This is a genomic window from Kribbella sp. CA-253562, from assembly GCF_050942265.1.
Lineage (GTDB): Bacteria > Actinomycetota > Actinomycetes > Propionibacteriales > Kribbellaceae > Kribbella.
The window spans coordinates 1665927-1692590 of the sequence record NZ_CP192049.1 but is presented as its reverse complement, the minus strand read 5'-3'; the positions used below and the strand labels follow the sequence as shown (position 1 = coordinate 1692590).

Genomic DNA, 26664 nt, shown 5'->3' with positions numbered 1-26664 from the left:
GGACCGCGAGTACTAACTCCAGCAACGCTACGGCGGCCAGGGAGTCGCGGCGCTCGGGTCGCGACCGACCGGACTGCCGGTAGCTGAGCGTGGCCAGACTGACGGTCACACCGTGCGCCTGGAGCCGCTGCCGGATTTGCTCGAGTCCGAGCCCACGAGCGCGGATCGCGGCCCGCAACACGTCCGCGAACTCCCGCTCGGGCACCTCGGCTCCCGGCGCCGCCTGCTCTCCGGAGCCGCCGCGCCGGCCGATGGACCGATCCGGCACCGTGCCGCCTCACGCCTCCCCGTCGCGGGCGCCCGGCGTACGCCGCCTGGAGCCGGAGGCCAGCCCGCCCGCCACGGCTGGGAAGCGGTGGACCTGACGTGACCGGATTAACAGTTCACAGCCGCGGCGCGGGCGATTCCCCGCCAGGACGCGGAAATTTCCCGGCCTGGCGGGAAAGTCTGACCCGTCAGGCTCTAGACTGATGAAAACCGTTTTCATATACTCCAGGCATGGCCGCCCATCGGAAGACCCCGCTGACCTTGCTCGTAGGCCTCTCGACGACCCTGCGCGGCCCAGTCCTAGACGCCATGACCGACGCCACCACGGTGGCGATCGTGGTCGACCAGCACGAACTGCAGAGCCGCGGCGTCCTGAGCTGGCAGGTGGTCGATGCCGGCGGCCGAATCGACTCCGGCGAGTTCACCGTGGACGACGACTGCGGCGCCTGTCAGCTGATCGAGTCGCTGCTCCCGCTGCTGGAGACGCTCGTCGCGCGCGGTCACTGGCAGCACATCGTGCTCGCGGCGCCGCCGGCGATGGAAGCGCGGCCGCTCGCGAGCGCACTCGTCGCGACGATGCCGGAGGTCGAGGTCGACACGGTCACCTGTGTCGTCGACGCCGTCCTCCTGGTCGAACAGCTCTCCGGCGACGAACTGCTCGACGAGCGCGGCCTCGCCCTCGGCCCGCCCGACCGCCGGAACGTGGCCGAGCTGACCGCCCGCCAGATCGAGTACGCCGACGTCTGCGTACTGGCCAACGCGCACCGCAGCCGCGCGCCGGAACGCCTGCGCAACTTGCTACTCCACCTGAACCCGCGTACCACCGTCGTCGCGGCCGACCCGGCCGGCGTACCCGCTGGTCCCGTCGCTCGCACCGGCCTGTTCGACTTCGCCGCCGCCGAGGCCTGGGCCGGCGACATCGCCAACGGCGACCGCCTCCAGCCGAGCGGAGAGGGCGTCACCACAGTCTTCTGGCGCTCGACCCGCCCGCTTCATCCGACGCGCCTCAACGACGCCCTCGAAGACATCGTCAACGGCGTCGTCCGCAGCCGAGGCGTCGTCTGGCTCGCCAACCGCCCCACCCAACGCCTCCGCTGGGAATCAGCCGGCTACAGCGCCTCCCTCGGCACGCTCGGCGAATGGTCCGACACCGAACACCTCGCCGAGTGCACGGTCGTCGCCACCGGTGTGGGGCTCGACCCCGCCCGCCTGCAAGCGGTCCTCGACGCGTGCCTGCTCACGGAGTCGGAGCTGGCCACCCTCGACTGGCAATCCCTGGAGGACCCGTTCGCGGGCGTGCTGTGAGCCAGCTGCCCGGCTGACCCGCCTCTCCGGCACCGGCTCGCCGGACCGACCACTAGCGGCCCGCCCGGCACCGGCTCCACAAGGCGCTGGCAGGCTCGGCCGACGCCGTTCGTCGCTTGTGACTGACCGGCCCCGGTCCCGTACGGCCAGTTCGACCGAGACCGCCGTTCGGGAGTCTCAGCCCCTGACCACCGCGAGGTGGTCGGCGGCGACGCCCTGCAGGTGGTCGAGATCCGAGGAGACCGTGGCGAACGTGTAGCCCTCGGTCAGGCGGCGTTTGGCGGTCGGCCCGTCGTTCGTGTGAATGCCCGCGGCGACTCCGGCCGCGGCGGCGACCTCGGCGATGTGGACGACGGCCGCGTCGAACTCCCCGCGCACCTCCGGATCGCCCGGGAACTTGCCGCCCACCGCCAGGCACAGGTCCGACGGGCCGACGTAGATTCCGTCGAGGCCGGGCGTCGCGCAGATCTCCTCGACGTTCGTCAGCCCAGCGGCGGTTTCGATCATCGCCAGGACGACGGTCGCCGCGTCCGCCTCGGCGGGTACCGGCCCGATCCGCAGCCCCGACCGCGCCGGCCCGAAGGACCGGATCCCGCTCGGCGGATACTTGGCCGCCTGGACCGCGCGCGCCGCGTCCTCGCCGCTGTCCACCAGCGGCACGATCACCCCGGCCGCCCCGGCGTCCAGCGCCCTGCCGATCGGGGTCGCGTTGTTCGCCTCCACCCGGACGAGTCCGACAGTGGCATCCCGGACGCCAGACCCGGCGGACGGGTCCACGACCGGACCGGCGGCGGCCGCGTCGATCGCCATCAACCCGTCGAGGATGCCGCGCGTGCTGAGCAGCCCGTGCTGAGCGTCGAGCACCACGTAGTCGTAGCCGAGGCGCGCGATGCGTTCGGTGGCCGGCGGGGCGTCGAGCATGACCCAGTAGCCGACCAGGTGCTCACGGGCGCGGAGACGAGCGGCGAAGTTGTTCACCCGACTGTTCTATCCGATCGGCCGCGACGGACCGCCGCAGGTGCCCAGCATCCGGCTCACGGACAGCTCCCCTTACTTCGGAGCACCGCGCAGCCGACCTGGTCGCGACCTCCTCCTACCCGAGCAGCGGCAACCGGCTCGCCGACTCCCCCAGCATCTCCAGGTCGTCCTCGTCCAGCGGCAGCCGACCCGTTGCCTTCAGCACGTACGTCGTGGTGTCCCACCCGATCACGTCCCACGCCTCCGGCCCGAACAGCCCGTCGAGCGTGCGCGCCGTCACCTGCAACGCCTCCGGATCCGGCTCCGGCGCGTCCGGCAGGTCGACGATCAGGTCCAGGTGGTGCACGGTCGCCTCGACGATCAGCGTCGCCACGAAGTCCTTGGCGGCGAGCACGTGCCCCTGCGTCGCGATCCGCTTGCCCTTGTCAACCAACCCGAACGCGGCCGCCCGCGCCGCCGCCTCGGACAGCTCCCGCCAGTGCTTGACCAGCTCGACCGACGGCTTCCGGTACGCCGAGGCAACCACCTGCACGAACGACGTGTCGTCCCCGTCACCGGGCGGGTAGTCCTGCCAGTACGTGACGAAATCCCGGTCCGGCTCGGCCTCCGACGGCGTCGCGAACGCCGCCAGCGCCCGCTCGGCGTCGTACAGCAGATGCACCAGCAACGGCCCGACCGCCATCCCCGGGCATCTCGTCGGCCGCGCGAAGTCCGCGTCGGACAGGCCCTGCACGACCTCGGTCACCCGGCTGTACGCCCGTCCCAACGTCGCAGCCGCGGCCAGCGGCAACGCCGGACGCTCAGGAGCCTTCATACCTCCGAACGTAAACCCCGTGCGCGGGCAATCCAACCTCCGACACAATCCCGGCCATGTCCGGTACCGAGTCCGTCCTGCACCAGCTCGTCGCCGACGCCGGCCTGCCGCCGGTCACTGAGGTCACCGCTGTGACCGGCCACGGCTTCGACCACGAGATCCTGCACGCGGTCCTGGCCGACAGCCGCGAAGTCGTGCTCCGGCACCGCCCGGACGCTCCCCGGCCCGCGCCCCACGCGCTGGCCCGCTTCCTCGCCGCGCACGAGGTTGCGGCGCCGGCCCTGCTCGCGGGCACCGACACCGCGACGCTGTACGAGTATGCGCCGGGCGAGATGCTGTCCGCTCTAGTCGACCAGGGCCGGGTGACCGACGAGCAGTGGCACGCAGTCGGTACGGCGTTCCGCGGGCTGCACGCGATTCGCTTCCCCGCTGGGCTGACCGGTGTCTTCACCGAGAACGGGCTCAATCTGCGACCGTCCGACCCCGTCGCGACCCTGCACGGCGAACTCACGCGATCCGAGCCCGTGCTCGCGGCGACGCTGCCGGGCGTCGTACCGCAGCTGCCTCGTCTGCATGCGCTGATCGACGCCTACGCCGACCGCCTGCGGAGTACGCCGACTGTGCTCGCACACTTCGACGTCAACCCGGCGAACATCATCGTCACCGCGGACCGGGCGACCCTGATCGACTGGGGCGAGCCGCGGGTGCTCGACCCTGGGCAGGAGATCGCAGCGCTCGAGGAGCACGTGTACCTGCTCGACGGCTCGCTCCTGCTTCCGCCGGCCTTCTACGCCGGCTACGGACCGCGCCCGGCGACGACCGCGCTGCACCGGCTCACCGGCGCGATCGGCTGGTACACCTCGGGCGACTTCGACGAGTGGGACGCCCTCCCGGCCGCGCTCAAGCCCAAGGCCGACCGCTGGAAGCGCGGCCTCGCGGCCTACCTGACAAAGCTGCCCGAACTGCTGCGGCAGCTCTGAGCCTGTACGTCCACCTTCGCGGATCAGACCGGCGGTACCCCGTGCCGCTTCGTACTGAAGTGCCGGTCCTTCGTCTGCGCCGCGGCCAGCCGGGCGATCAGGTCCTCGCGCAAGTCCTCCGGCTCGACGATCGCGTCGATCACCAGGTCGGCGGCCAACCGCAGGATGTCGATGTCGGTCTCGTACTCCTCGCGCAGCTTGGAGACGTACTCGACCCGCTCGCTCTCGTCGGCGATCTCCTGGATCTTGTTGTAGTAGACCGCGTTGATCGCCGCCTCCGGCCCCATCACCGCGATCTTCGCGGTCGGCAGCGCGAGACACGCGTCCGGCGAGAACCCGGGCCCGCACATCGCGTAAAGCCCTGCCCCGTAAGCCTTCCGGACGATCACCGACACGGTCGGCACCGTCGCCTCCGACACCGCGGTGATCATCTTCGCGCCGTGCCGGATGATCCCGGCGCGCTCCACTTCCGAGCCGATCATGAACCCCGGCACGTCGCACAGGTACACCAGCGGCACGTTGAACGCGTCGCACAGCCAGATGAACCGCGCCGCCTTGTCCGCGGAGTCGACGAACAGCACGCCGCCCTTGACGGCCGGCTGGTTCGCCACGATCCCGATCACCTGGCCGGCGAGCAGCCCGAACCCCGTGACGAGCTCCGGCGCGTACGCCGGCTTGAGCTCGAACAACGTGTCCGCGTCGACCAGCGCGTCGATCACGTCGTGGATGTCGAACCCGACCGACTCCTCGGCCGGTACCAGGTCGCGGGTGAAGTCCCGCGCCGGCGCGGACGCGTCGTACGACGGGGGCCGGTGCTGCCAGGAGCCGGGCACGTACGAGAAGTACTGCTTGGCCAGCTCGATCGCTTCGGTGTCGTCGGCGGCGAGCAGGTCCCCGCAGCCGGAGACGCTGGTGTGCATCCGGGCGCCGCCCATCTCCTCCAGCGTCACCTTCTCGCCGACCACCATTTCGGCCATCCGGGGCGAACCGAGGTACATCGAGGCGTTGCCGTCGACCATGATCACCAGGTCGCAGAACGCCGGGATGTACGCGCCGCCCGCGGCCGACGGGCCGAACAGGCAGCAGATCTGCGGCACCTTGCCGGACAGCGCCACCTGGTTGTGGAAGATCCGCCCCGCGCCGCGCCGGCCCGGGAACAACTGGACCTGGTCGGTGATCCGCGCCCCGGCCGAGTCGATCAGCCAGAAGATCGGCAGCTCGTCGCGCAGTGCGAGCTCGGTGATCCGGACGATCTTCTCGACCGTGCGCGCACCCCACGACCCGGCCTTCACGGTCGGGTCGTTGGCGACCAGCAGCGCCGGCCGCCCGTCGACCAGCGCCCGGCCGGTGATCACGCCGTCCGCGGGCAGGCCGGGGTTCAGCGCGTTCGCCAGCTGCGCGTCCTCGACGAAGCTGCCCTCGTCGACCAGCAGCGCGATCCGGTCCCGCACGTACAGCTTGTTCTGCGAGTCGAGCTTGGCCTTGGCCTTCGCGGGCGGGGCCAGCGTCGCCTCGCGGGCGACCTTGACCTCGGTCCAGTGATCGCGGGTCATGCAACCTCCAACCTTGAGAAGGCGAGTATCACAGAGGTCATGGGGCCTCCCGCTCTGGACTGAGGAGTGGAGGGAGCGAAGCGACCGGAGCGACGAGGGAAGAGCGGGAGACAAAGCCCCATGACCCGCCGAGCCGGAGGCGAGGCCAAAAGCACGGTCATTCGACGGGGAGGCCGAGGCCGCGGGCGATCAGCATGCGCTGCACCTCCGAGGTGCCCTCGCCGATCTCCAGGATCTTCGCGTCCCGGTAGAACCGCGTCACCGGGTACTCCTCCATGAACCCGTAGCCGCCGAACACCTGGGTCGCGATCCGCGTCGCGGTCACCGCGCTCTCGCTCGCGTACAGCTTCGCGACCGCCGCCGCCTGCTTGAACTCCTGGTACGGCGCCCCGTTGTCCTTCAGCGCCGCCGCCCGGTAGACCAGCAGCTCGGCCGCGTCGGCCATCACCTTCAGGTCGGAGATCTGGAACGCGACACCCTGCTTCTGCCCGATCGGTACGCCGAACGTCTTGCGCTCCCCGGCGTACTGGAGCGACATCTCCAGGCAGGCCTTGATGCAGCCCAGCGCGACCGCGCCGATCGCCACCCGGCCGTCGTCGAGCGTGGCGAGGAACTGCGCGAAGCCGCGACCGCGTTCGCCGAGCAGGTTCTCCTTCGGCACCCGGCAGCCCGCGAACGACAGCGGGTGGGTGTCCGACGCGTGCCAGCCGAGCTTGTCGTACTGCGCCTCGGCGACGAAGCCCGGCGTACCGGCCGGCACGATGATCGTGGAGATCTCCGGCCGCCCGTCGGGACGCTCACCGGTCCGCGCGGTCACCGTGACCAGCGAGGTGATGGTCGAGCCGGAGTTCGTGATGAACTGCTTCGCCCCGTCGATCACCCACTCGTCGCCGTCCAGCACCGCGCGGGTCTTGGTCGCGCCGGCGTCCGACCCGGACTCCGGCTCGGTCAGCCCGAACCCGGCCAGCGCGCGCCCGGCGACCAGGTCCGGCAGCCAGGTCTGCTTCTGCTCGTCGGTGCCGTAGGTGAGGATCGGGTTGATCCCGAGCCCGACCGCGGCCTCCAGCGTGATGCCCATCGACTGGTCGACGCGGGAGATCTCCTCGATCGCGACGCACAGGCTGGTGAAGTCGCCGCCGGCGCCGCCGTACTGCTCGGGCGCGGTCAGCCCGAACAGGCCGAGCTTGCCCATCTTCTGCACGGTCTCGACCGGGAAGTGGTGCTTGCGATCCCACTCCGCGGCGTACGGCGCGATCTCTGCCTCGGCGAAGTCGCGCACGCTGTGGCGGAACTCGCGGTGCTCCTCGGACAACTCGTACGACATGCCAGGCTCCTCGTGGTTGACGCTTACGTAAACGTAAAGCACAGTGAGGCGTGTGCACAATATCCGGGTGACCGCAGACGCCCAGACCTGGTCGATCGCCGACCTGGCCGCCGAGTACGACGTCACCCTGCGCACAATCCGCTTCTACGAGGACCGCGGCCTGCTCACCCCGGAACGCCGCGGCACCGTCCGGGTCTATCACCCGCGCGACCGCGTCCGGCTCGGACTGATCCTGCGCGGCAAGCGCCTGGGTTTCTCCCTCGACGAGATCGCCACCATCGTCAACATGTACGACGCCGAACCGGGCGAAGAGGGACAGCTCGTCTACCTCCTGCACCAGATCGCCACCCGCCGCGCCGAGCTCGAACAACGCCGCCGCGACATCGAGGAAACCCTGCACGAGCTGGCCGAGGTCGAACGCCGCTGCCAGGCGGACCTGGACAACCTCAGGCAGAAGGCTTCCCGGTCGCCCGGCTCCAGGAGCTGAAACCGGCGACGCGGTCCGGCGGTGCCGCCAGCTGAGTCGCTCCCGACGCCGGCTCTGGCTGTCGGCGCCTGTCGCCGTACGGGTCTCCCGCCCTGCGGGTCTGCTGTCCGCCGCGCCACTCTGCCGCGTCGTCTGCGGCCGCGTGACCACCCCACCAAGCAACCGCCCCGGCACCAGCACCCCGTCCCGCGGCAACGTCGAATACGGCCCCGACGAGGAACACCACTGGCGACGTCGGCACCCGACGAGGCAGGGATCAGCCCGTCCTCACCGCCGTACACGTCCTCCAGGCATTCGTGCGCGCTCTCGTTCGCGCAGCGCGCAGCTCAGCCGGCTGTTCCCGGGAGCTTCATGCCAGCCGGCGCTGCCAGACGAGCGGCCCGACGCAAATCCGCTGGGCAGAAGACCCGTCCCACTCGACCGGCAGCCCCTGCCCGACCAGAGCCTCCTGAACCCGCCGACCAACAGCTTCGTCCTGCTCGGCAACCCGCCCCTGCTCAGGATCGAGAGTGCCGAACGCGAGGTAGAGATAAGCGGGTTCGTCGGCAAGCCGCTCGGCGTCCTGCTGATGGAAGAACACATAGCCGGTCGAGGGCCGATCGGCCGGACGCTCGTCGTCGATCTCGGCAACACCGCAGGTCTGGCAGCACGTGAAGTTCATCCGCGCCACCACGCCGCTGGCATCGAGTACGTCGAACGCGGCCTCAACCTTGTCAGCATCGGTCCGCACCGGCCACGCCCGCTGCTCAGCCAACCGGGCCTGCCACACATCGTCCACCAACTGCTCGAGCTGCCGGTCCCCGACCTGCATCCCGTCGTCGTCCCGAAAGTCCCGCGCGTACTGCAACACCTCGCCCCGATCGAGAAACCCCGGGCGAACCCAAAGCTCAACCTGCTCCCGCAGCTCAGCGAGCACCTGCGCGTCGACCAACGGCTGACGCTTGAACTTGTCGAAGATCCCCACCCGCGAAGACTAGCCAGACCGCACCGACAACTCCGCACCCTCGGCCCCCACTGACCGCTCATTGCCGTCCCATCGAGGCACTCGAGAGAACCCAGTACGGCGTACATCGCCTGCTGGCGGGCTGGACTCAGGCGAGCGCGACGACACCGGCCCGGCGCCATCGCCGTAGGACGGTGCTGCAGGGACTGGGCTGCGGGCACGCGTGCCGGGCGGACCGATAGCCAGCCGGTGTACGACATGGACGAGCGTACAAGCGCACCGCAGCCCGGACGCCTGGGCAGCACACCGGCCAGCCGGGACACGAGTCGCACACCGCAGTCCGGCAGGCACACCGGACAGCCGGGCACGAGCGGACGGGAGCCTCCGCGCAAGGCAGCCGACCAAGACGTCTGAGTCACGCTGGCGCTGCAGACCTGGGAGACCTAGGCAGGCGCGCAGCGTAGGACCGGGCTACCGAGCAAGACACCTCAGCCCCACAGCGCCGCGCAGGAGCAAGACACGTCCGTCACGCTGGGCGCTGCCGGCATGGGAGACCCCGGCCCGCACGCCGGGCAGGACAAGTTACCGAGCAACACACGTCAGCCGGACAGCGCCGGGTAGTCGGTCGAGCGAGACGGGTGAGTCGTGCTGGCGTCACGGGACCGGACCACCTTGTGCAGGTGCGCTCGGCAGGCAGGACCTGAGCCGGACGCACAAGTCAGGCAGGGACGACCCAGGACCCGGGTAGCGGGACAGGCGTGCTGACCGGCCGGGTCAAAGGCAGGCGGACGCACGGACAGGATGCTGAGCCGGACACACAAGTCGGAGACGCCTGCCGCAGGGCCAGTACGGCTGGAAGAGCGTGCCAGGTAGGGGGAAGACGAGCTGCTTCATAAGTCGGGTGCGCGTACCGTCGGCCGGGACATCTTGGCAGTCGCCGGTCGGACGGGGTGCCCGAGCCGGATGCATACATGTGGTGCAGCCAGGCTGCGCAGGCTGCCGAGCGAGACCGGTGGTGGCTGGTGCCGTGGGCCGATCTACCTGCGAGGGGATGAGCCAGGTCGAGTGCCGGACCGGACTATGAGTCGGGCAGGCGCGGCGCAGGCCCGAGGCTGCGCCGGAAGCGTATGTGGGACAGGCGTGCCAAGACGTGAACAGACGCGCGCCCGGGTCAGACAGTGAACAGGCGGCTGCCCGGCTAGACCGTGGGGAGGCGTGTCGCGCAGGCGGCGGGCCGAGTTGAACGCATCAACGTCGGGCAGGCGTTGCAGATTCGGTGCAGCAGGCCTGGCACACGTTCGTCCGCGGTCGGTGCGCTGTCATGCGTGCCGATCGTCGATGTGGTGATCCTCGGCTCGTCCGGCAGAACCGTCCCGGACCCGGGCGGCGTGAACAAGTGTCGGAGTCGAGATCACCTTGTCCTGTTGGGCCGCCGGCGTCTTCGCGCACTGCGAAGCGTGGGCGGGCAGCCGTGTGGGAATGGCTGTTCGCGGAGGTCCGCGGGTGGCGGAGGTCGGGCTGGCGAGCGGCCCGGGTGAGGCGGATGGCCTGGGGAGACTACGGGGGCTTGTCGGGGTTGGCCCAGTTCGGTCGGTTCGGTCGGGGGTGGCCTTGGTGGGTGGTGATGGTCCAGTGGCCTTGGTGGACGTCGATGTGGTGGGCTTTGCAGAGTAGGGCGAGGTTGGTGAGGGTGGTGGGGCCGCCGTTGGCCCAGTGGGTGAGGTGGTGGGCGTCGCAGATGGTGGGTGGGGCGTGGCAGATGATGCAGCCTTGGTCGCGGGTGTTGAGGGCTTGGCGGATGGCGCGGGTGACGAAGCGGTGTTCGGTGCCGACGTCGAGAGGCTCCGACGCCGAGCCGAGGACCATCGGGATGAGGCCGGCGTCGCAGGCGAGGCGGCGGATGGTGGCGGTGGACAGGGTGGTGCCGGAGGCGAGGGTGCCGATGCCGGTGCCGTTGGTGAGGTCGTTGAGGGCGATGGTGACGGTGATGTGGGGTTTGATGTCGCCGTGGGCGGGGGCGGCGGTGCCGGTGGCTGCGGCAGCGGTGAGGATGGTGGTGAGGGCGTCGGCTTGGCGTTTGCCGCGGGTGCGGGGGTCGCGGGTGCCGTCGGGGGCGAGGTGGGGTTTGGCGCCGGCGAAGATGAGGGTGTGCAGGAGTTCGGCGTGGTCGCCGGCGAGGTAGCCGCCGAACTCGACGCCGAGGTCGCCGCGTTTGAGCCAGAGGGTTTCGGCGGCCATGGCGCGGGCTTCGGCGGGTTCGGGGCCGTCGGTGTCGAGGGTGTCGCGGACGCGTTTGCCGAGTTTGCGCAGTTCGGCCGGGGACAGCAGTTGGGCGGCGCGGATCATGGCGCGTTCGGCGACTTGCAGGTCGGCGGCCGGGACCATCGCGGTGGTGGGGATGCGTTCCAGGGCGGTGACGATCGCTTCGGCCTGGCCGGGATGCAGGACTAGCTGCTCGACCACGGCAGACCCAGCCGGGATGGTCTCGGGGGCGAGGGCGGCGTCGGCGAGGGGCGCCTGGGCGGAATCGGTGGCACCAGCTGAGGTCGCGTGGAGGGCTGTTTGGACGTCGGGGTATTTCGGGAGTGCGGTGGCCAGGCGGAGGTCTCGGCGGACCTCGGTGGGGTCGAGGCGGTGGCGCACCGCGATGAGCTGGACGGTGTCTCGGGCGCCTAGGTCGGCGGCGTGGCCGTTGGCGTCCAACGCGGCCAGGAGTTGCAGGCGGTAGGTCTGCAGGCGGGCGAGCTGGGCCTGGACAGCGTCGAGCGTGGACAGCATTTCGCTGCCGCTCATCGACCAGATCGGTCGCTCGTCGCAAAGGCCCATACAGAACAGTCTTCAGGAGCCCACCGACAGTTCCGGGTCGGGAAGGGCTTGTTTTTAAGGGAATCCGACCAGATGTCCGGAAGCGGTCAGCTGGCCTTGGCGGAATGGGGTTGGAGTGTTCGGGTGAGGGCTTGGTCGTAGCGGTGGAGGGCGAGGGCGGCGAGGCGAGGGTCGGCGCCCAGCGGCGCGGTGGCGAGGGCGCCGGCTTGGGCAGCGATGGTGGCTACACGGTCGGAGAAGAAGCCGGGGGCCAAGAGGTAGGTGGCTACGGCGACTCGGCCCGGGGTTCGTTCGAGAACGGCGGGGAGGCGTTCGCCGGCACCGGAGACGTAGCCGACTTCCACCGGGCGGTCGATCAGGGCGGAGAGGTCACCTGCGACGCTCGAGCAGTCGAGCAGGGCTCGGCGGTCGGAGGAACCGGCTGCCGCCAGCACTACATGGTCGACGTCGCCACGCTCGCCCAAGCGGTCGGCGAGAATCTGAGCCAGGACGGGATGAGGGCCGAGCGGACCAGCCGCAGTGACCGCGTACGGCCGACGGGAAGCCTCGGCGTTGACGTCGGTGGTGACGTGATAGCCGGCACTGAGAAGCAACGGGACGACGACCGCCCGGTTGCTGTCAGCAACAACACGCGAGACCAGCGACGGCAGAGCGGGAGTATCGACGTCCACGAAGCCCAACGACACAGGCACCTGCGGCCGCTGCCGAGCCATCTCCCGGACCAACGCATGCACAGTCCGGATCCCCCGTGGATCCGCGGTACCGTGCGCCGCAGCAACCAGATCGATCATCGGGACACCTCCACAAATAAGAGCAAAGTCACGTCGCCACCGCCACCGGTTCGACCGACAGCCGATAGCCGCGCCGGACAACGGTGCGGATGAGTTCCGGGCGACCGACGGCGGTGCGCAACCGGTTGACGGTCACTTCGACAGCGTGCACGTCCTCAGCCCCTGGCAGAACCGCCAGCAGCTCAGGGCGAGAGACCACGTCACCACCGGCTTCCACCAATGCAGACAGCACAGCCCGAGGCCCCGGCCCCAGCGGCAGGACGACACCGTCGAGCACGGCAGCCCCACCACGAATGATCAGCTGACCGAAGGACGTCTCGATCGACCGGGCGTTGTCGTCGGTCAAACGATCAGTGACGCTACGGATCAAGGCACCCAAGCGATACCGATCCGGCACCAACGGCTCCAACCCCAAAGCCACGAACGGACCAGCCGTCACCGGCCCCACGCAAGCGTTCAGCACCCGCCCGGTACGCAACACTCCGACCAACGCGTCGTACTGCCCGTGTAGCGCAGCCGCATCCAGCATCGCCTGAGCGGCCGGCGCCGACGTGTGCACAACGGCATCCACAGCCCCGGCGATGATCTGCCCGATCACCCGCTCGACCACGACCGGATCCGGCGCCGGCCCCCAGCGGTACACCTCCAGCCCACGCACCGAAGCACCGACCTGCCGCAGCGAGTCCTGCAGACCAGGTTCCGACATCCCATGCAGCTGTACGACGATCTTCCGACCCGCGACGCCCTGCTCCCGCAACCACTCGACCACCTCGGCCGTCGTCTCCGAGCGAGCCGACCAGTGCTCCACCAGCCCCGCGGCACGAATCGCCCCCCGCGCCTTGGGACCACGCGCCAGCAGCCGCGACTGCTCCAGCGTCCCCAGCAGATCCGCCGCGAGCCCAGCCGTGTCCGCCGCCTCGACCCACCCGCGGAAACCCACGGCGGTCGTCACCACCACGTCGTCGGGCGGATTGGCGATCACCCGCCGGGTCGCCTCGATCAGCGCCTGGTCGTCCGGCGCCGGCACGATCTGCAGCGTCGGCGCGTGCAGCACCTTCGCCCCGCGCCGCTCGAACGACGCGATCAGATCCTCGGCCCGCCGGTGGGCGGTGACCGCGATCGTGCAGCCGCTGAGCGGTCCCGGTTTAGCCTTCACCGAGGCTCACCAGCACCTGTCCGTCGACGACCGTCACCGGGTACGCCGCGACCGCGACCGCCGGGTCGTCCAGGCAGGCTCCGGTGCGCAGATCGAAGACCTGCTTGAACATCGGCGAGGCCACCGTCGGCACGTCGCCCCGGTTCCCGACGATGCCCCGCGACAGCACGTTCGCCCCGCTGAACGGATCCTGGTTGTCCAGGGCGAAGACCTCGCCGTCGTAGGTGCGGAACAGCGCGATCTGCCGTCCGTCGACCAGCGCGGCGACTCCGCGCTCGGGCAGCAGCGCGTCGTACGAGCAAACGGCGGTGGCAACACTGGTGACACTCATCGGCGTACCTCCAATCGCGGGCCGGCCAGCAGCACCGGCTCCAGTTCTCCTCGCTCGGCCGGCGTCGCCGGGCGGGGTTGACTGCGTTCGACCACGTAGCGCAGGTCGGCGTCGGGCTGGTCCGGCGCGTTCACGAACGACACGAACCGCGACAGCTTGGCCGGGTCCTGCAGGGTGGCCCGCCATTCGTCGACGTAGGAGTCGACGTGCGCGGCCATCGCGGCGTCGAGATCGGCCGCGATGCCCAGGCTGTCGTTCAGTACGACGTCGCGCACGTGCTCCAGCCCGCCGTCGATCTCGTTGATCCAGACGGCCGTGCGCTGCAGCCGGTCACCGGTGCGGATGTAGTACATCAGGAACCGGTCGATGGCCTGCAGCAACTGCTCGTCGGTCAGGTCGGAGGCGAGCAGCTGCGCGTGCCGCGGCGTCATCCCGCCGTTGCCGCCGACGTACAGGTTCCAGCCGGACTCGGTCGCGATCACCCCGACGTCCTTGCCGCGGGCCTCGGCGCACTCGCGCGCACAGCCGGAGACACCCAGCTTGAGTTTGTGCGGCGACCGCAGCCCGCGATAGCGCAGCTCCAACGCGATCGCCATGCCCACCGAGTCCTGGACGCCGTACCGGCACCAGGTCGATCCGACACAGGACTTCACCGTGCGCAACGCCTTGCCGTACGCGTGCCCGGACTCGAACCCGGCTTCGACCAGCCGCGCCCAGATCGCCGGCAGCTGCTCGATCCGAGCGCCGAACAGGTCGACCCGCTGCCCGCCGGTGATCTTCGTGTAGAGCCCGAAGTCGCGGGCCACCTCGCCGATGGCGATCAGCCCCTCGGGCGTCACCTCGCCGCCGGGAATCCGCGGGACGACGGAGTACGTGCCGTCCTTCTGGATGTTGGCCATCACGTGGTCGTTGGTGTCCTGCAGCGCGGCCCGCTCACCGTCGAGCACGTGGCCGCCCGGGTCCAGGCTGGACAGGATCGACGCGACCACCGGCTTGCAGATGTCGCAGCCACGCCCGTTGCCGTGCCGCTCGACGATCTCGCTGAAGGTCCGCAACCCGGTCACCCGGACGACGTCGAACAGCTCGGCCCGCGACAGCGCGAAGTGCTCGCACAGCGCCTTGCTGACCTCGACGCCGGCCGCGGCGAGCTCGGCGTTCAGCAGGTTCTTCACGATCGGCAGGCAGGAACCACAACTCGTCCCGGCCTTGGTCTTGGAGCACAGGGACTTGAGATCACCACACCCCTCGTCCCGGACCGCACACCGAATGGCGCCCGCGGCAACGTTGTTGCAGGAGCACACCGGCGCGTCGTCGGGCAGCTCCAGCTTGACCGGCTGCGCGCCCTCCGGCAGCAGGTACGACGCGGGGTCGGTGCCGAGCTCGCGACCCACCATCGGCCGCAGTGCCGCGTACGCCGACGCGTCGCCGACCAGGATCCCGCCGAGCAGCGTGCGCGCGTCGTCGGACAGCACCAGCTTCTTGTAGACGCCCGCGACCGGGTCGGCGTACACGATGTCGAGCGCGCCCTCGGTGGTCCCGAACGCGTCCCCGAAGCTGGCCACGTCGACGCCGAGCAGCTTCAGCTTCGTCGACGAGTCGGCGCCCGGGAAGGTCGCCTGCCCGCCGAGCAGCCGGTCGGCGACGATCTCGGCCATCGCGTAGCCCGGCGCGACCAGGCCCCAGACGCGTCCCTCGATGCAGGCGACCTCGCCGATCGCCCAGACGCCCGGCACCGACGTCCGGCAGGAGTCGTCGACGACGACACCGCCGCGTTCGCCGACCGCCAGGCCGGCCGCGCGGGCCAGTTCGTCCCGCGGCCGTACGCCGGTCGCGAACACCACCACGTCCGCGGGCAGATCCGGGCCCTCGGCAACAGCCATCGCGCGGGCCGCGCCCTGCGAGGTGAGCTTGACGCGGGTGGTCTGGGTCGAGGTCCGCACGTCGACGTCGAGGCCGCGGATCAGCCGGGCCAGCGCACTACCGCCGCCCTCGTCGACCTGCAGCGGCATCAACCGCGGTGCGAACTCGACGACGCTGGTGACGGCGCCGAGTGCGCGCAAGGCACCCGCTGCCTCCAGCCCGAGCAGACCGCCGCCGACCACGACCCCGTGCACCGGCCGCGGTTCGGCCGAGGCCGTGGAGCCGAGCCCCAACCCGCGCCGCGGTGTTTCCTGCGCCGCCTCCCGCTCGGTGCGCAGGCGCTCGACGTACGTGCGCAGCGCGGCGACGTCGTCGATCGTGCGGTAGACGAAGCAGCCCTGCGCGTCGCTGTTCTTGACCGGTGGCACGAAGGCGCTGGAGCCGGTGGCGAGCACCAGTTCGTCGTACGAGATGACCTCGTCGCGCACGGTCCGGACGGTTTTGGCCGCGACGTCGAGCGCGGCGACGGCCACGCCCTTGCGCAGGGTGACGGCCGGGTCGTCCCACAGCTCGGGCTCGCCGAGGCTCAGGTCGTGCGGGTCGCGGCCGGAGAAGTAGCTGGTCAGCGCGACCCGGTCGTACGGGAGGCGCGGTTCCTCGGCGAGCACCGTGATCCGCCACTCGACGCTGGTGTCCCGCGACCGCAGGGCCTCGACCAGCCGGTGCGCGACCATGCCGCCACCGACCACCACCAGGTGTTTCGCGTTGCCGAGCTCTGTCATCGTCGCCCTCCTAGTCGGGACGGGTTCGGTCTCACCGCGCCGAAGCCGCTCGAGAAGATCACCCACCGCACCGGTGCAACTGCCGCAGCCGGTGGTCGCTCTGGTCTGCGCCGCGATGCCGTCGACGCTGTCGGCACCGGCCTTCCACGCCGCCTCGATCACGGCCCGGGTCACGCCGTTGCACCGGCACACCGGCTTGGCCTTCTTCGGCGCTTCTGTTGCCCCTAGCAACGTTTCCGGTACGACCTCGGTCCGGCGGTCGGCCAGCAGCACCAGTTCGGCCGCGACCTCCGGCGCGTTCACGGTCACCGCCGCGTGGACCACGCCGTCCACCAGCACGGCCCGCACGTACCGCTCACCATCCGCCAGCCGTACGACGTGCCCTTCGGCGTCGCGGTCGCCGAGCACCATCACGTCCAGCCCGCCGGCGGTCAGCCTGAGCACCTCCGGCGCCATCTCCCGTGCCGGCCGCCCGTTCAGCACGTCTGCCAGCACCTCGGCCTGCTCCCAGGCCGCCTCCACCGTGCCGCTCACTGCCTGGCCGACCTCGGCGCAGTCGCCGATCGCGTGCACCCGCGGGTCGGCGGTGGTCAGCGAGGAATCGACGGTGATTCCTCCAGTCGCACCGACGTCCAGACCGGCCTGCTTCGCCAGCTCACTGCGCGGCTGGACCCCGCAGGTGGCGACCAGCAGATCGCCGAACACGGTCTGCCCGCTCGCCAGGTGCAACGCCCGGAACCGACCGTCGCGAGTCTCGGTCACCTGCACGCGCGCCTGTAGCACCACCTCGATGCCGAGCCGGCGGACCAGCCGCGTGATCTGCCGACCCGCGGTCGACCGGATCCGCGTGTTCAGCAAGGTCTCGCCGTCATGCACCAGGGTGACGGCCACACCCCGCTCCCGCAGGGCGCAGGCCGTTTCGACACCGAGTACGCCGCCGCCCAGCACGACCACGCGCCGTGCGGTCGCCGCGGCGTCGACGATCTGCTGCGCGTCCACCGCCGTCCGCAGCACCTGCGCGACCTCGGCCGATGCCGGCTGGACCGGCTCGGCCCCGGTGGCGAACACCAGGTGGTCGTAGGCGTGCTCCTGGCCTGAGCTGTCAACGACCACTCGCGCCTCACGCAGTACCCGCGTTGCTCCAACTGGAGCCTGGGCAACAGCCGCCGATGCGGCAGGTACCGGCAGCGAGTCACCGCCCGGCTGCGCACCGCGCCCCGCGACGTACTCCGTCAGCCGGTGGCGCTGGTAGTACGGCTCGTCGCCCAACAGCTCGACCGCGTGCCCGTCGACCCGCAGCAGCTCGGCCAGCCGGGTCCCGGCCATTCCGGCACCGATGATCACGACCTTCATGCCGACACCTCCGCACGCACCGCGGCGGTCGCCTCGACGGCACACGCCTTGAACTCGGGCATCCGGGAGATCGGGTCCAGCGCGTCGTTGGTCAGGTCGTTCACCCCGGGGAAGTGGAACGGCACGAAGATCGTGTCCGGCCGGACGTCCGTGGTCACCCGCGCCGGGCAGACCAACGAGCCACGCGCCGTACGCAGCCGCAGCAGGCCGCCGTCCGTCACCCCGAGCGCCGCCGCGACGCGCGGATGGATCTCCGCGAACACCTCCGGCTCCGCCTCGAGCAGCTCCGGCACCCGCCGCGTCTGCGCTCCGCTCTGGTAGTGCTGCAGCAACCGGCCGGTCACCAGGTAGAGCGGCGCATCGGCCCGCAGGTCGTCCGCGACGGCGCGGTGCTCGACGGCGATCACCCGGGCGCGGCCGTCCGGCGTACCGAATCGATCGGCGAACAACCGGGGCGTCCCGGCGTGGTCATCGGCCGGCACCGGCCAGTACAGGGCCTCTCCGTCGTCCAGGCGCGACCAGCTGATGCCCGAGTAGTCCGCGATCCCACCGGCACTCGCCAGCCGCAGCTCCTCGAAAACCTCGAACGGGTCCACGGGAAACGCGGCCGAGCACCCGAGCCGCGACGCCAACCCGGCGAACACCGCCAGATCGCTCCGCACCTCACCTGGCGGCGAAACGGCAGCCCGCCGCCGCAACACCCGCCCCTCCAGCGACGTCATCGTGCCGTCCTCCTCGGCCCACTGCGTCACCGGGAACACCACGTCGGCCATCAGCGCCGTCTCGGACGGTACGACGTCCGCCACGACCAGCAGCTCCAGCGAGGCCAGCCGCTCGCGCACCGACGCCAGGTGAGGCGCCGACACCAGCAGGTTGCTCCCGTGCACCAGCAAGGCCTTCGGCCCGCCATCAGTGCCCAGGGCGTCGATCAGCTCGACCGCACTCTTCCCAGGCCCCGGCAGCGAAGCCGGGTCGACACCCCACACTCCAGCCACGTGCTCCCGCGCGGCAGGATCAGCAATGCTCCGGTAGCCCGGCAGCTGATCAGCCTTCTGCCCGTGCTCCCGGCCACCCTGCCCGTTCCCCTGCCCGGTGATGCAGCCATAGCCACTGCCGACCCGCCCAGGCAGTCCGAGCGCCAGCGCCAAGTTGATGCAAGCCGTGACCGTGTCGGTCCCCTTGCTGTGCTGCTCGGCGCCCCGGCCGGTGAGCACGAACGCCCCAGCTCCGCCGTGCACCGGCGCAGCCGCCGCCAGCACCCGCGCCGCCTGCCGAATCACTCCAGCCGGTACGCCGGTCACCCGCTCGGCCCGCTCCGGCCACCAAGCCGCCGTCGACCGGTACAACACGTCCGGGTCGTCGGTCCGCTCCCGCAGGTACGCCGTGTCCGCCAGCCCCTCCTGCAGTACGACGTGAGTCAGCGCGAGCACCAGCGCCAGGTCCGAGCCGGGTGTCGCCTGCAGGTGGATCCCCGCGGCGTCCTCGGTCAGTTGCGCGGTCGCCGTCCGCCGGGGGTCGACCACCAGCAGCCCACCCGCCGTCCGGGCGCCGTCCAGATGCGCGACGGCCGGCGGCATCGTCTCGGCCAGGTTGCTGCCGACCAGCAGGATCGCGCCGGCGCCGCCCAGATCCGTCAGCGGGAACGGCAGCCCCCGGTCGATCCCGAACGCCCGGTTCGTCGCCGCGGCCGCGGACGACATGCAGAACCGGCCGTTGTAGTCCACGTTCGCGGTCCGCAGCGCGACCCGGGCGAACTTGCCCAGCGCGTAGGCCTTCTCGTTGGTCAGCCCGCCACCACCGAACACGGCCACCGAGTCATTGCCGTACGACGCCTGCAGCGCCTTGATCTTGTCCGCCACCACATCCAGCGCGTGGTCCCAGGTCGTCTCCACCAACACGCCGTCGGCGTCCCGCACCAGCGGCTTCGTCAACCGGTCCGGCGTGCTGAGCACCGCCGCCGACGTCCAGCCCTTCCGGCACAGGCCGCCGCGGTTGGTCGGGAACTCCCGCGGCGACACGGTGACCGGCACGGACTGCAGGGTCATGGCGCACTGCAGGGCGCAGTACGGGCAGTGGGTGGCAGTCACACGCGCACCCCGCTGAGCGGGCCACCCCGGCGCAGGTAGCAGAAGTACGTGACCACCAGACAGACGACGTAGAACCCGCAGAAGCAGTACAGGGCCGGGACCAGCGAGCCGTAGGCGCCGTTCGACATCGCGAAGCCCCGCGGCACCAGGAACCCGCCGTACGCTCCGACGGCCGACGCGATGCCGATGCACGCCGCCGCCTCCCGCCGGGCCCGAACCAGGTCGACCCCGCCGTCCAGGTCCTTGGTCGTCGACCGGAACACCGCCGGGATCATCCGGTACGTCGAACCGTTGCCCGCGCCGCTGGCCACGAACAGCACCAGGAAGCTGATCAGGAACCCGGCGAAGCTGCCCGCGTTCAGCGAGACGATCGCCGACAGGATGCCCACGCCCATCACCACGAACGCGCAGACCGTCACCCAGGCGCCGCCGACCAGGTCGGCCAGCTTGCCGCCGAACGGCCGCGAGACCGAGCCGACGAGCGCGCCCAGGAAGGCCAGCTGCACCCCGGCGATGTCGGGGAAGGTGGTCTTGATCAGCAGCGGGAACGCCGCCGAGAACCCGATGAACGAGCCGAACGTGCCGATGTAGAGGAACGAGATCACCCAGGTGTGCGGGCGCTTGGCCGCCGTCACCGAGGCCCGGAACGACGAGGTGGCGGCGGACAGGTTGTCCATCACCTTCCAGGCCAGGATCGCGGCCAGCGCGATCAGCGGCAGCCAGATCAGCCCGGCGCGCTCCAGCGACAGCCCGGCGCCGATCACGATCACCGCGGGCACCACCAGCTGCACGACCGCGACACCCAGGTTGCCACCGGCCGCGTTCAGGCCGAGCGCGAAGCCCTTGTCCCGCTCGGGGAAGAAGAAGGAGATGTTGGTCATCGAGCTGGCGAAGTTGCCGCCGCCGGCGCCCGCGGTCGCGGCGACCAGCGCCATCAGCCAGAACGGCGTGTCCGGCCGGCTGACGAAGTAGGCCAGCCCGATCGTCGGGATCAGCAGCAGCAGCGCCGAGACGATCGTCCAGTTCCGGCCGCCGAACTTCGGCACCGCGAACGTGTACGGCAGCCGCAGCGTGGCACCGACCAGGCTCGGCAGCGCGACCAGCCAGAACATCTGGTCGGTGCTGTAGCCGAACCCGGCGGCCGGCAGCGACACCACCACGATGCTCCACAGCTGCCAGACCGAGAAGCCGAGGAACTCGGCGAAGATCGAGGGCCACAGGTTGCGCCGGGCCACCCGGCGCCCCTTCTCGGCCCAGAAGGTGGCGTCCTCGGGGTCCCAGACATCGATCCAGCGCCCGCGCCGGGGCGCCTCGACGGTGCCCACACCCCCGGTCTGCTCCCGCGCAGTGACGGTCTGCGGCCGTGCCTCGAGCGTCATCGTTCGTCTCCGATCATCCGACCTCACTGATTAGGCCAGGACGCTATGACCGGGGTGTTTCCATGTGGTCATCCCGTTGTTACGTCGCCGAAACGGCCTCCGCACACCACTCGCGGGGCAGTGAGAGAAGTCGGCGGTCAGGACCCAGCCGGCCGGTCGCAGGTGCCGGGGCGAGGGCGAACCTGGCGCTGGGTACTGTGCGGATCAGACAGCTGCCGGCAGACCGATGAGGGGACCACGGTGAATCAGCACGACAGCGCGGGGGATCACCACTCTTCCGGGCACCGCCCCGAGCACGCGGGGCCGCGCAAGGGTGGTCAGTGGAAGTGGCGGGCCGCGATCGCCGCCGTCCTGATCGGCTGGTTGCTGGTCGCGTCGCTCGGCGGGCCCACGGTCGGGCGGCTGAGCGAGGTGCAGGAGAACGACAACGCGAACTTCCTGCCCAAGCAGGCCGAGTCCACGCTGGTCAACGACCAGGCCGCCAAGTTCGTCGACTCCACCGCGCTGCCGTACTTCGTGCTGATCGAGCGCGACAGCGGCGTCACGCCCGAGGACGCGGCCAAGGCGAAGGCGTTCCTGGACGGCGTACCGAAACTTGACCTGGGCAACGGCAAGACGATCGGCGACTACCTGACCGGCCCGGCCCAGCCGGTGATCCCGTCGCAGGACAAGCAGGCGCTGCTGCTCACCGTCCAGATCGACGGCGACCGCGCCGACGAGGTGGTCCACGAGGGCGAGACCGTCCTGTACGCCGTGGCCGAGACGATGCGCGGTGAGATCAAGGACACACTGACTCCGACCGGGCTGCAGGTGTACGTCACCGGGCCCGGCGGGGTGTTCGCCGACTTCGTCGTCGCGTTCGGCGGGATCGACGGGATCCTGCTCGGCGTCGCGCTGGCCGTCGTGTTCGTGATCCTGCTGATCGTGTACCGCAGTCCCGTGCTGCCGATCGCCGTACTGCTGAGCGCGGTGTTCGGGCTCGCGCTGGCCGCGCTGGTCGTCTACCCGCTGGCCAAGGCCGACGTGATCGAGCTGAACGGCCAGAGCCAGGGCATCCTGTTCATCCTGGTCGTCGGCGCCGCCACCGACTACTCGCTGTTGCTGGTGTCGCGGTACAAGGAAGAGCTGCACGACTTCGAGAACAAGTACGAGGCGATGAAGGTGGCCTGGCGGGCCTCGATCGAGCCGATCGCCGCCAGCGCCGCGACCGTCATTCTCGGTCTGCTCTGCCTGCTGCTGTCCGAGCTCGGCAGCACCAAGGGCCTCGGCCCGGTCGGCGCGATCGGCATCGCCGGCGCGCTGATCTCGGCGATGACGTTCCTGCCCGCCGTCCTGCTCGCGTTCGGCCGGCGGATCTTCTGGCCGTCGATCCCGCGGGTCGACCACGTGCACGCCCGCGACCAGGTCGGCGGCCGCAAGCTGTGGGACCGGGTCTCCGGACTGGTCGGCCGCAGCCCGCGCAAGGTGTGGGCGCTGAGCGCGCTCGCCCTGCTGATCTGCGGCGCGTTCCTGCCGACGTTCAAGGCCTCCGGCATCTCGCAGGAGGAGCTGTTCCTGGACAAGGTCGAGTCCGTCACCGGCCAGGAGGAACTGGCCAAGCACTTCGACGCCGGCGCCGGTACGCCGGTGCAGATCCTCACCCCCGCGGACAAGGCCGAGCAGGTGGTCCAGACCGCGACGAAGGTCGACGGGGTCGGGACCGCCTCGGCGTCGGTCGCGCCGGGCGTGCCGCCGAAGGTGGTCGAGGGCAAGGTCCTGGTCCAGGCCACGCTGAAGGTCGCCGCGGACTCCCCCGAGGCCACCAAGGTCGTCGAGCACCTGCGGACCGAGCTCGACCAGGTCGGACCCGAGATCCTGGTCGGCGGCACCACCGCGATCAACCTCGACGTGCTGGACTCCAGCGAACGCGACCTGCGGGTGATCATCCCGGCCATCCTGCTGGTGATCTTCGTCGTGCTGATGGTCCTGCTGCGCTCGATCGTCGCGGCGCTGCTGCTGGTGGTCGCCAACGTGATCTCGTTCGGCGCCACCGTCGGGGTCAGCGCGCTGATGTTCAACCACGTCTTCGACTTCCCCGGGGCCGACCCGTCGATCCCGCTCTACGCCTTCGTCTTCCTGGTTGCCCTGGGCATCGACTACTCGATCTTCCTGATGACCCGGGTGCGCGAGGAGTCGATCGAGCAGGGCACCAGACCGGGCATCCTGATCGGCCTGGCGGTGACCGGCGGCGTGATCACCTCGGCCGGTGTGGTGCTGGCGGCCACCTTCTCCGCGCTCGCGGTGCTGCCGATCCTGTTCCTGGCTCAGATCGCCTTCATGGTCGCGTTCGGCGTCCTGCTGGACACCACGATCGTGCGCTCGCTGCTCGTCCCGGCGCTGGCCCACGACATCGGCCCGAAGATCTGGTGGCCGAGCAAGCTGGCCAAGGCCGACCAGCCGGAGCAGGCTTGATCCCATGGAGACCTTCGAGGCCGTGATCCAGGACGCCGGCGGCGGCGGCGCGTACGTCGAGATCCCGGCCGAGGTGCTCAGTGCGCTCGGCGGCGGTGCCCGGATCCCCGTCCAGGCCACCTTCGACGGCGTGCCGTACCGCGGCTCGATCGTCTCCATGGGCGGTTGCCAGGCGCTCGGAGTGCTCAAGGGCATCCGGAGCCGATTGTCGAAGTCCACGGGTGACACGGTCAGCGTCACCGTCACCCGCGACACCGCCGAACGCACCGTCGAGGTGCCGCCGGACCTGGCCGAAGCGCTCGCCGGGGCCGGTCTGCGCGAAACTTTCGACCGGCTCAGCTACTCGCACCGGCGCGAGCACGTGAACGCCGTACTGGACGCGAAGAGGCCGGAGACCCGGACCCGGCGGATCGCGAAGACCCTCGACCTGCTGCGGAGTTCCTGATGCTGTCGATCCGGGCCGGTGCCGTTCGTGTAGAGGGTGAACGGGCCGGCCGCACGGCCGGCGAGACCTGACGGAACGAGGTGGCACGATGCCGGAGCTCTTGCTGGACGGACTGGGGATTCCCGAATCGCCGCGGTGGCACGACGGACGGTTGTGGTTCGCGAACTGGATCGAGCAGCAGATCGTTGCTGTCGGCCTGGACGGCAGTACGGAGATCATGCCGGCACCGGTCGAGCGGTCGATGGGCTGGTCGATCGACTGGCTGCCGGACGGCACGCTGGTCACGACCGGTGACAAGCTGCGGCGGCAGGAGCCGGGCGGATCGTTCGCCGTACTGGCCGGGCAGGGTGGCAACGAGATCGTTGTCGATCGACGTGGCTACGTCTATCTGAACGGCGCGGACTTCGACTTCGCCGGTGGCGAGGCGCCCCGGCCGGGGTGGATCAAGCTGGTCACGCCGGACGGTGCGGTGCGTGAGGTCGCCGACGGCATCGAGTTCCCCAACGGCATGGTGATCACGCCGGACGAGCGGACGCTGGTCGTCTCGGAGTCCTTCGCCGGGCGGCTCACCGCCTTCGACCTCACCGAGAGTGGCGATCTCACGAATCGACGGGTCTTCGCCGAAGGGCTCGGACCGGACGGGATCTGCGCGGACGCCGAGGGCGCGATCTGGGTGTCCACCAGCGGCTCGTCGCTTGTCCGGGTGGCCGACGGTGGCAAGGTTCTCGACCGGGTCGACCTGGAGGAGAAGCGGATGCCGTTCGCGCTGGCCCTGGGCGGTCCGGACCGCCGGACACTGTTCGTGCTCACCGCCGAGTGGCGGCCGAACGAGAGCATCGCCGACAACCTCGACCGGCTGACCAACGGCCCGCGGACCGGCGCGGTGCTCACTGTCCCGGTGTCGGTGCCCGGTGCGGGCCGGCCCTGATCTTTTTCTTGCTCCGGTGAAACCACTCGCCCACGGCAACCACACCGTGGAACGCACGAACAACCCGGTGGTGTCGGGTCGCTCCGAACGCGATCCTTCGTTACTGTCCGAGGGAACGGGGGTCGACCGGGAGCGAGGAGCCCATGGCAGACACCACGTCAACACCACACCGCTTCAACCTGCCCACCAAGAACTTGCCGGCGCCGCAGGTCCGTGACCTGCCCGAGCCACCGACGAACACCTGGCGGATCGTCGGGCCGGGCATGGTCGGGGCCGGGGTCGGACTGGCCTCCGGCGAGTTCATTCTCTGGCCGTACATCTCGTCGCAGGTCGGCCTGGTCTTTCTCTGGGGCGCCGTCGTCGGGGTGGCGATCCAGTGGTTCCTGAACATGGAGATCGAGCGGTACACGCTGGCCACTGGTGAGACCGCGTTGACCGGCTTCAACCGCTACGGCAAGCACTGGGGCCTGTTCTTCGCGATCATGACCTACTTCGCGAACCTGTGGCCCGGCTGGGCGACCAGTTCGGCCTCGATGCTGACCTACCTGTTCGGGGCCGGCAACCCGCGCTGGATCTCGATCGGCATCCTGATCACGATCGGCCTGATCCTGACCTTGGCGCCGGTGGTCTACGTGATGCTGGAACGGCTGATCTTCGTCAAGATCATCGCGGTCGCGCTGCTGGTCGTGCTGGCGCTGATCTTCGTGATCCGCGGCAAGACCTACAGCGCGCTCGGCGAGGCCGTCACCGCGCCGCAGTTCCCCGTCGACCAGCTCGGCTTCGCGCTGATGATGGGCGCGATCGCGTACGCCGGCGCCGGTGGCGGGCAGAACCTGTGCCAGAGCAACTGGATCCGGGACAAGGGCTTCGGCATGGGCGTGCACGTGCCCCGGCTGCGGTCCCCCGTCACCGGCGAGCCCGAGGCCGACCCGACCGCCAACGGCTACACCTTCCCGCCGGACGAGCAGAACCTGGCCCGCTGGAAGCGCTGGTGGAAGTTCGCGAACCTCGAGCAGCTGCTGACCTTCGTGCTGATCACCGTGGCGACGATCCTGTTCACCTCGATGCTCGCGCACTCGACGCTGTTCGGCGACGACTCGGTCAAGAACAACATCAGCTTCCTGAAGATCGAGGGCGTCAACCTGCAGACGGCGGTCGGCGGCTGGTTCGGCTACCTGTTCTGGGCGATCGGCGCGTTCGCGCTGTTCGCGGCGGCCACCGGCATCGTCGACTACACCTCGCGGCTGGCCTCGGACATGATCAAGGCCCGCTACCTGCGCACCTCCACGATCACCGAGTCCAAGCTGTACTTCGGGCTGGTCTGGGGACTGGTTGCCTTCGGCATCATCGTCCTGCTGGCCGGCCTGGACCAGCCGCTGGTCCTGCTGGTCATCTCGGCCTGCACCGCCGGCACGATGATGTTCGTCTACTCGGGCCTGCTGTGGTGGATGAACTCGCGCGCCCTGCCGGCCCCGATCCGGATCAGCAAGCTGCGCACCGCGGTGATGCTGTTCGCGTTCCTGGCCTTCGGCGCGCTGGCCACCTTCACCGTGATCGACCAGATCCAGAAGAACTTCTGACCGCACTACGACCGGTCGTCCCGCCTGCGCGGGGCGGCCGGTCG

At 70.3% G+C, this 26664-nt stretch carries 20 protein-coding genes; 8 read left to right on the top strand and 12 right to left on the bottom strand.

Annotated elements, in window-relative coordinates:
- Positions 1 to 112: 112 nt before the first annotated feature.
- A complete protein-coding gene (locus tag ACQPXM_RS08190) occupies positions 113 to 370 on the top strand; it encodes a hypothetical protein (RefSeq protein WP_432946424.1) in 258 nt (85 codons plus the stop codon).
- 128 nt (positions 371 to 498) lie between these two features.
- The gene (locus tag ACQPXM_RS08185; RefSeq protein ID WP_432946422.1) at positions 499 to 1572 is read left to right on the top strand and encodes a CobW family GTP-binding protein; all 1074 of its coding nucleotides are present in this window, start codon (positions 499 to 501) and stop codon (positions 1570 to 1572) included.
- A gap of 177 nt (positions 1573 to 1749) precedes the next feature.
- Here ACQPXM_RS08185 and ACQPXM_RS08180 read toward each other — a convergent pair whose 3' ends face one another.
- Both ACQPXM_RS08180 and ACQPXM_RS08175 read right to left on the bottom strand, forming a co-directional pair.
- Positions 1750 to 2550: an HpcH/HpaI aldolase family protein gene (locus tag ACQPXM_RS08180; protein ID WP_432946420.1), complete on the bottom strand. Its 801-nt coding sequence runs from the start codon at positions 2548 to 2550 to the stop codon at positions 1750 to 1752.
- A 115-nt stretch (positions 2551 to 2665) separates the two neighbouring features.
- The gene (locus tag ACQPXM_RS08175; RefSeq protein WP_432946418.1) at positions 2666 to 3364 is read right to left on the bottom strand and encodes a maleylpyruvate isomerase N-terminal domain-containing protein; all 699 of its coding nucleotides are present in this window, start codon (positions 3362 to 3364) and stop codon (positions 2666 to 2668) included.
- A gap of 56 nt (positions 3365 to 3420) precedes the next feature.
- Here ACQPXM_RS08175 and ACQPXM_RS08170 point away from each other — a divergent pair, with 56 nt between their 5' ends.
- The gene (locus ACQPXM_RS08170; RefSeq protein WP_432946416.1) at positions 3421 to 4344 is read left to right on the top strand and encodes a phosphotransferase family protein; all 924 of its coding nucleotides are present in this window, start codon (positions 3421 to 3423) and stop codon (positions 4342 to 4344) included.
- A gap of 23 nt (positions 4345 to 4367) precedes the next feature.
- On the opposite strand, the gene ACQPXM_RS08165 is transcribed toward ACQPXM_RS08170, so the two are convergent.
- Positions 4368 to 5897: an acyl-CoA carboxylase subunit beta gene (locus tag ACQPXM_RS08165; RefSeq protein WP_432946414.1), complete on the bottom strand. Its 1530-nt coding sequence runs from the start codon at positions 5895 to 5897 to the stop codon at positions 4368 to 4370.
- A gap of 157 nt (positions 5898 to 6054) precedes the next feature.
- Positions 6055 to 7221 (bottom strand): acyl-CoA dehydrogenase family protein, encoded by a 1167-nt coding sequence (locus ACQPXM_RS08160; RefSeq protein ID WP_432946412.1) that lies wholly within the window; start codon positions 7219 to 7221, stop codon positions 6055 to 6057.
- A gap of 67 nt (positions 7222 to 7288) precedes the next feature.
- Between ACQPXM_RS08160 and ACQPXM_RS08155 the strand changes: the two genes are divergently transcribed.
- The gene (locus ACQPXM_RS08155; protein ID WP_432946410.1) at positions 7289 to 7708 is read left to right on the top strand and encodes a MerR family transcriptional regulator; all 420 of its coding nucleotides are present in this window, start codon (positions 7289 to 7291) and stop codon (positions 7706 to 7708) included.
- Between the two features lie 349 nt (positions 7709 to 8057).
- Here ACQPXM_RS08155 and ACQPXM_RS08150 read toward each other — a convergent pair whose 3' ends face one another.
- The 8 genes from ACQPXM_RS08150 to ACQPXM_RS08115 all read right to left on the bottom strand — a co-directional run bounded on the left by ACQPXM_RS08150 (position 8058) and on the right by ACQPXM_RS08115 (position 21216).
- On the bottom strand, positions 8058 to 8672 hold the full coding sequence (locus ACQPXM_RS08150; RefSeq protein WP_432946408.1) for a DUF6891 domain-containing protein: 615 nt from the start codon (positions 8670 to 8672) through the stop codon (positions 8058 to 8060).
- A gap of 1536 nt (positions 8673 to 10208) precedes the next feature.
- On the bottom strand, positions 10209 to 11444 hold the full coding sequence (locus ACQPXM_RS08145; RefSeq protein WP_432946406.1) for a DUF222 domain-containing protein: 1236 nt from the start codon (positions 11442 to 11444) through the stop codon (positions 10209 to 10211).
- A 119-nt stretch (positions 11445 to 11563) separates the two neighbouring features.
- Positions 11564 to 12268 (bottom strand): sirohydrochlorin chelatase, encoded by a 705-nt coding sequence (locus ACQPXM_RS08140; RefSeq protein WP_432946404.1) that lies wholly within the window; start codon positions 12266 to 12268, stop codon positions 11564 to 11566.
- A 28-nt stretch (positions 12269 to 12296) separates the two neighbouring features.
- Positions 12297 to 13424, bottom strand: coding sequence for a uroporphyrinogen-III synthase (locus tag ACQPXM_RS08135; RefSeq protein WP_432946402.1), 1128 nt, complete (start codon positions 13422 to 13424; stop codon positions 12297 to 12299).
- Entirely contained in the window at positions 13414 to 13755 is a 342-nt protein-coding gene (nirD, locus tag ACQPXM_RS08130) for a nitrite reductase small subunit NirD (protein ID WP_077012321.1), read from the bottom strand. Before nirD ends, ACQPXM_RS08135 begins: the two co-directional genes overlap by 11 nt.
- Entirely contained in the window at positions 13752 to 17750 is a 3999-nt protein-coding gene (nirB, locus tag ACQPXM_RS08125; protein ID WP_432946399.1) for a nitrite reductase large subunit NirB, read from the bottom strand. Before nirB ends, nirD begins: the two co-directional genes overlap by 4 nt.
- Positions 17747 to 19837, bottom strand: coding sequence for a molybdopterin oxidoreductase family protein (locus ACQPXM_RS08120; protein WP_432946397.1), 2091 nt, complete (start codon positions 19835 to 19837; stop codon positions 17747 to 17749). The genes nirB and ACQPXM_RS08120 overlap by 4 nt, the downstream gene beginning before the upstream one ends.
- Positions 19834 to 21216, bottom strand: coding sequence for an MFS transporter (locus ACQPXM_RS08115; RefSeq protein ID WP_432946395.1), 1383 nt, complete (start codon positions 21214 to 21216; stop codon positions 19834 to 19836). Before ACQPXM_RS08115 ends, ACQPXM_RS08120 begins: the two co-directional genes overlap by 4 nt.
- A 240-nt stretch (positions 21217 to 21456) precedes the next feature.
- On the opposite strand from ACQPXM_RS08115, the gene ACQPXM_RS08110 reads away from it, so the two are divergent.
- From ACQPXM_RS08110 to ACQPXM_RS08095, 4 genes are all read left to right on the top strand, one after another.
- Positions 21457 to 23667 carry an MMPL family transporter gene (locus ACQPXM_RS08110; RefSeq protein WP_432946393.1) on the top strand — a complete coding sequence of 737 codons (2211 nt, stop codon included), beginning with the start codon at positions 21457 to 21459 and terminating at the stop codon, positions 23665 to 23667.
- A gap of 4 nt (positions 23668 to 23671) precedes the next feature.
- Entirely contained in the window at positions 23672 to 24112 is a 441-nt protein-coding gene (locus ACQPXM_RS08105; RefSeq protein ID WP_432946391.1) for a YdeI/OmpD-associated family protein, read from the top strand.
- An 88-nt stretch (positions 24113 to 24200) separates the two neighbouring features.
- The gene (locus tag ACQPXM_RS08100; protein WP_432946389.1) at positions 24201 to 25040 is read left to right on the top strand and encodes an SMP-30/gluconolactonase/LRE family protein; all 840 of its coding nucleotides are present in this window, start codon (positions 24201 to 24203) and stop codon (positions 25038 to 25040) included.
- Positions 25041 to 25183: 143 nt separating this feature from the next.
- Positions 25184 to 26620 carry an Nramp family divalent metal transporter gene (locus tag ACQPXM_RS08095; protein ID WP_432946387.1) on the top strand — a complete coding sequence of 479 codons (1437 nt, stop codon included), beginning with the start codon at positions 25184 to 25186 and terminating at the stop codon, positions 26618 to 26620.
- Positions 26621 to 26664: the final 44 nt, after the last annotated feature.

What these genes read in the sequence shown, in the direction of transcription:
- ACQPXM_RS08160 (WP_432946412.1), bottom strand. Translation starts at nt 7,221, where the DNA reads ATGTCGTACGAGTTGTCCGAGGAGCACCGCGAGTTCCGCCACAGCGTG.
- ACQPXM_RS08095 (WP_432946387.1), top strand. Translation starts at nt 25,184, where the DNA reads ATGGCAGACACCACGTCAACACCACACCGCTTCAACCTGCCCACCAAG.
- ACQPXM_RS08175 (WP_432946418.1), bottom strand. Translation starts at nt 3,364, where the DNA reads ATGAAGGCTCCTGAGCGTCCGGCGTTGCCGCTGGCCGCGGCTGCGACG.
- ACQPXM_RS08185 (WP_432946422.1), top strand. Translation starts at nt 499, where the DNA reads ATGGCCGCCCATCGGAAGACCCCGCTGACCTTGCTCGTAGGCCTCTCG.
- ACQPXM_RS08115 (WP_432946395.1), bottom strand. Translation starts at nt 21,216, where the DNA reads ATGACGCTCGAGGCACGGCCGCAGACCGTCACTGCGCGGGAGCAGACC.
- ACQPXM_RS08145 (WP_432946406.1), bottom strand. Translation starts at nt 11,444, where the DNA reads ATGAGCGGCAGCGAAATGCTGTCCACGCTCGACGCTGTCCAGGCCCAG.
- nirD (WP_077012321.1), bottom strand. Translation starts at nt 13,755, where the DNA reads ATGAGTGTCACCAGTGTTGCCACCGCCGTTTGCTCGTACGACGCGCTG.
- ACQPXM_RS08105 (WP_432946391.1), top strand. Translation starts at nt 23,672, where the DNA reads ATGGAGACCTTCGAGGCCGTGATCCAGGACGCCGGCGGCGGCGGCGCG.
- ACQPXM_RS08170 (WP_432946416.1), top strand. Translation starts at nt 3,421, where the DNA reads ATGTCCGGTACCGAGTCCGTCCTGCACCAGCTCGTCGCCGACGCCGGC.
- nirB (WP_432946399.1), bottom strand. Translation starts at nt 17,750, where the DNA reads ATGAAGGTCGTGATCATCGGTGCCGGAATGGCCGGGACCCGGCTGGCC.
- ACQPXM_RS08165 (WP_432946414.1), bottom strand. Translation starts at nt 5,897, where the DNA reads ATGACCCGCGATCACTGGACCGAGGTCAAGGTCGCCCGCGAGGCGACG.
- ACQPXM_RS08100 (WP_432946389.1), top strand. Translation starts at nt 24,201, where the DNA reads ATGCCGGAGCTCTTGCTGGACGGACTGGGGATTCCCGAATCGCCGCGG.
- ACQPXM_RS08140 (WP_432946404.1), bottom strand. Translation starts at nt 12,268, where the DNA reads ATGATCGATCTGGTTGCTGCGGCGCACGGTACCGCGGATCCACGGGGG.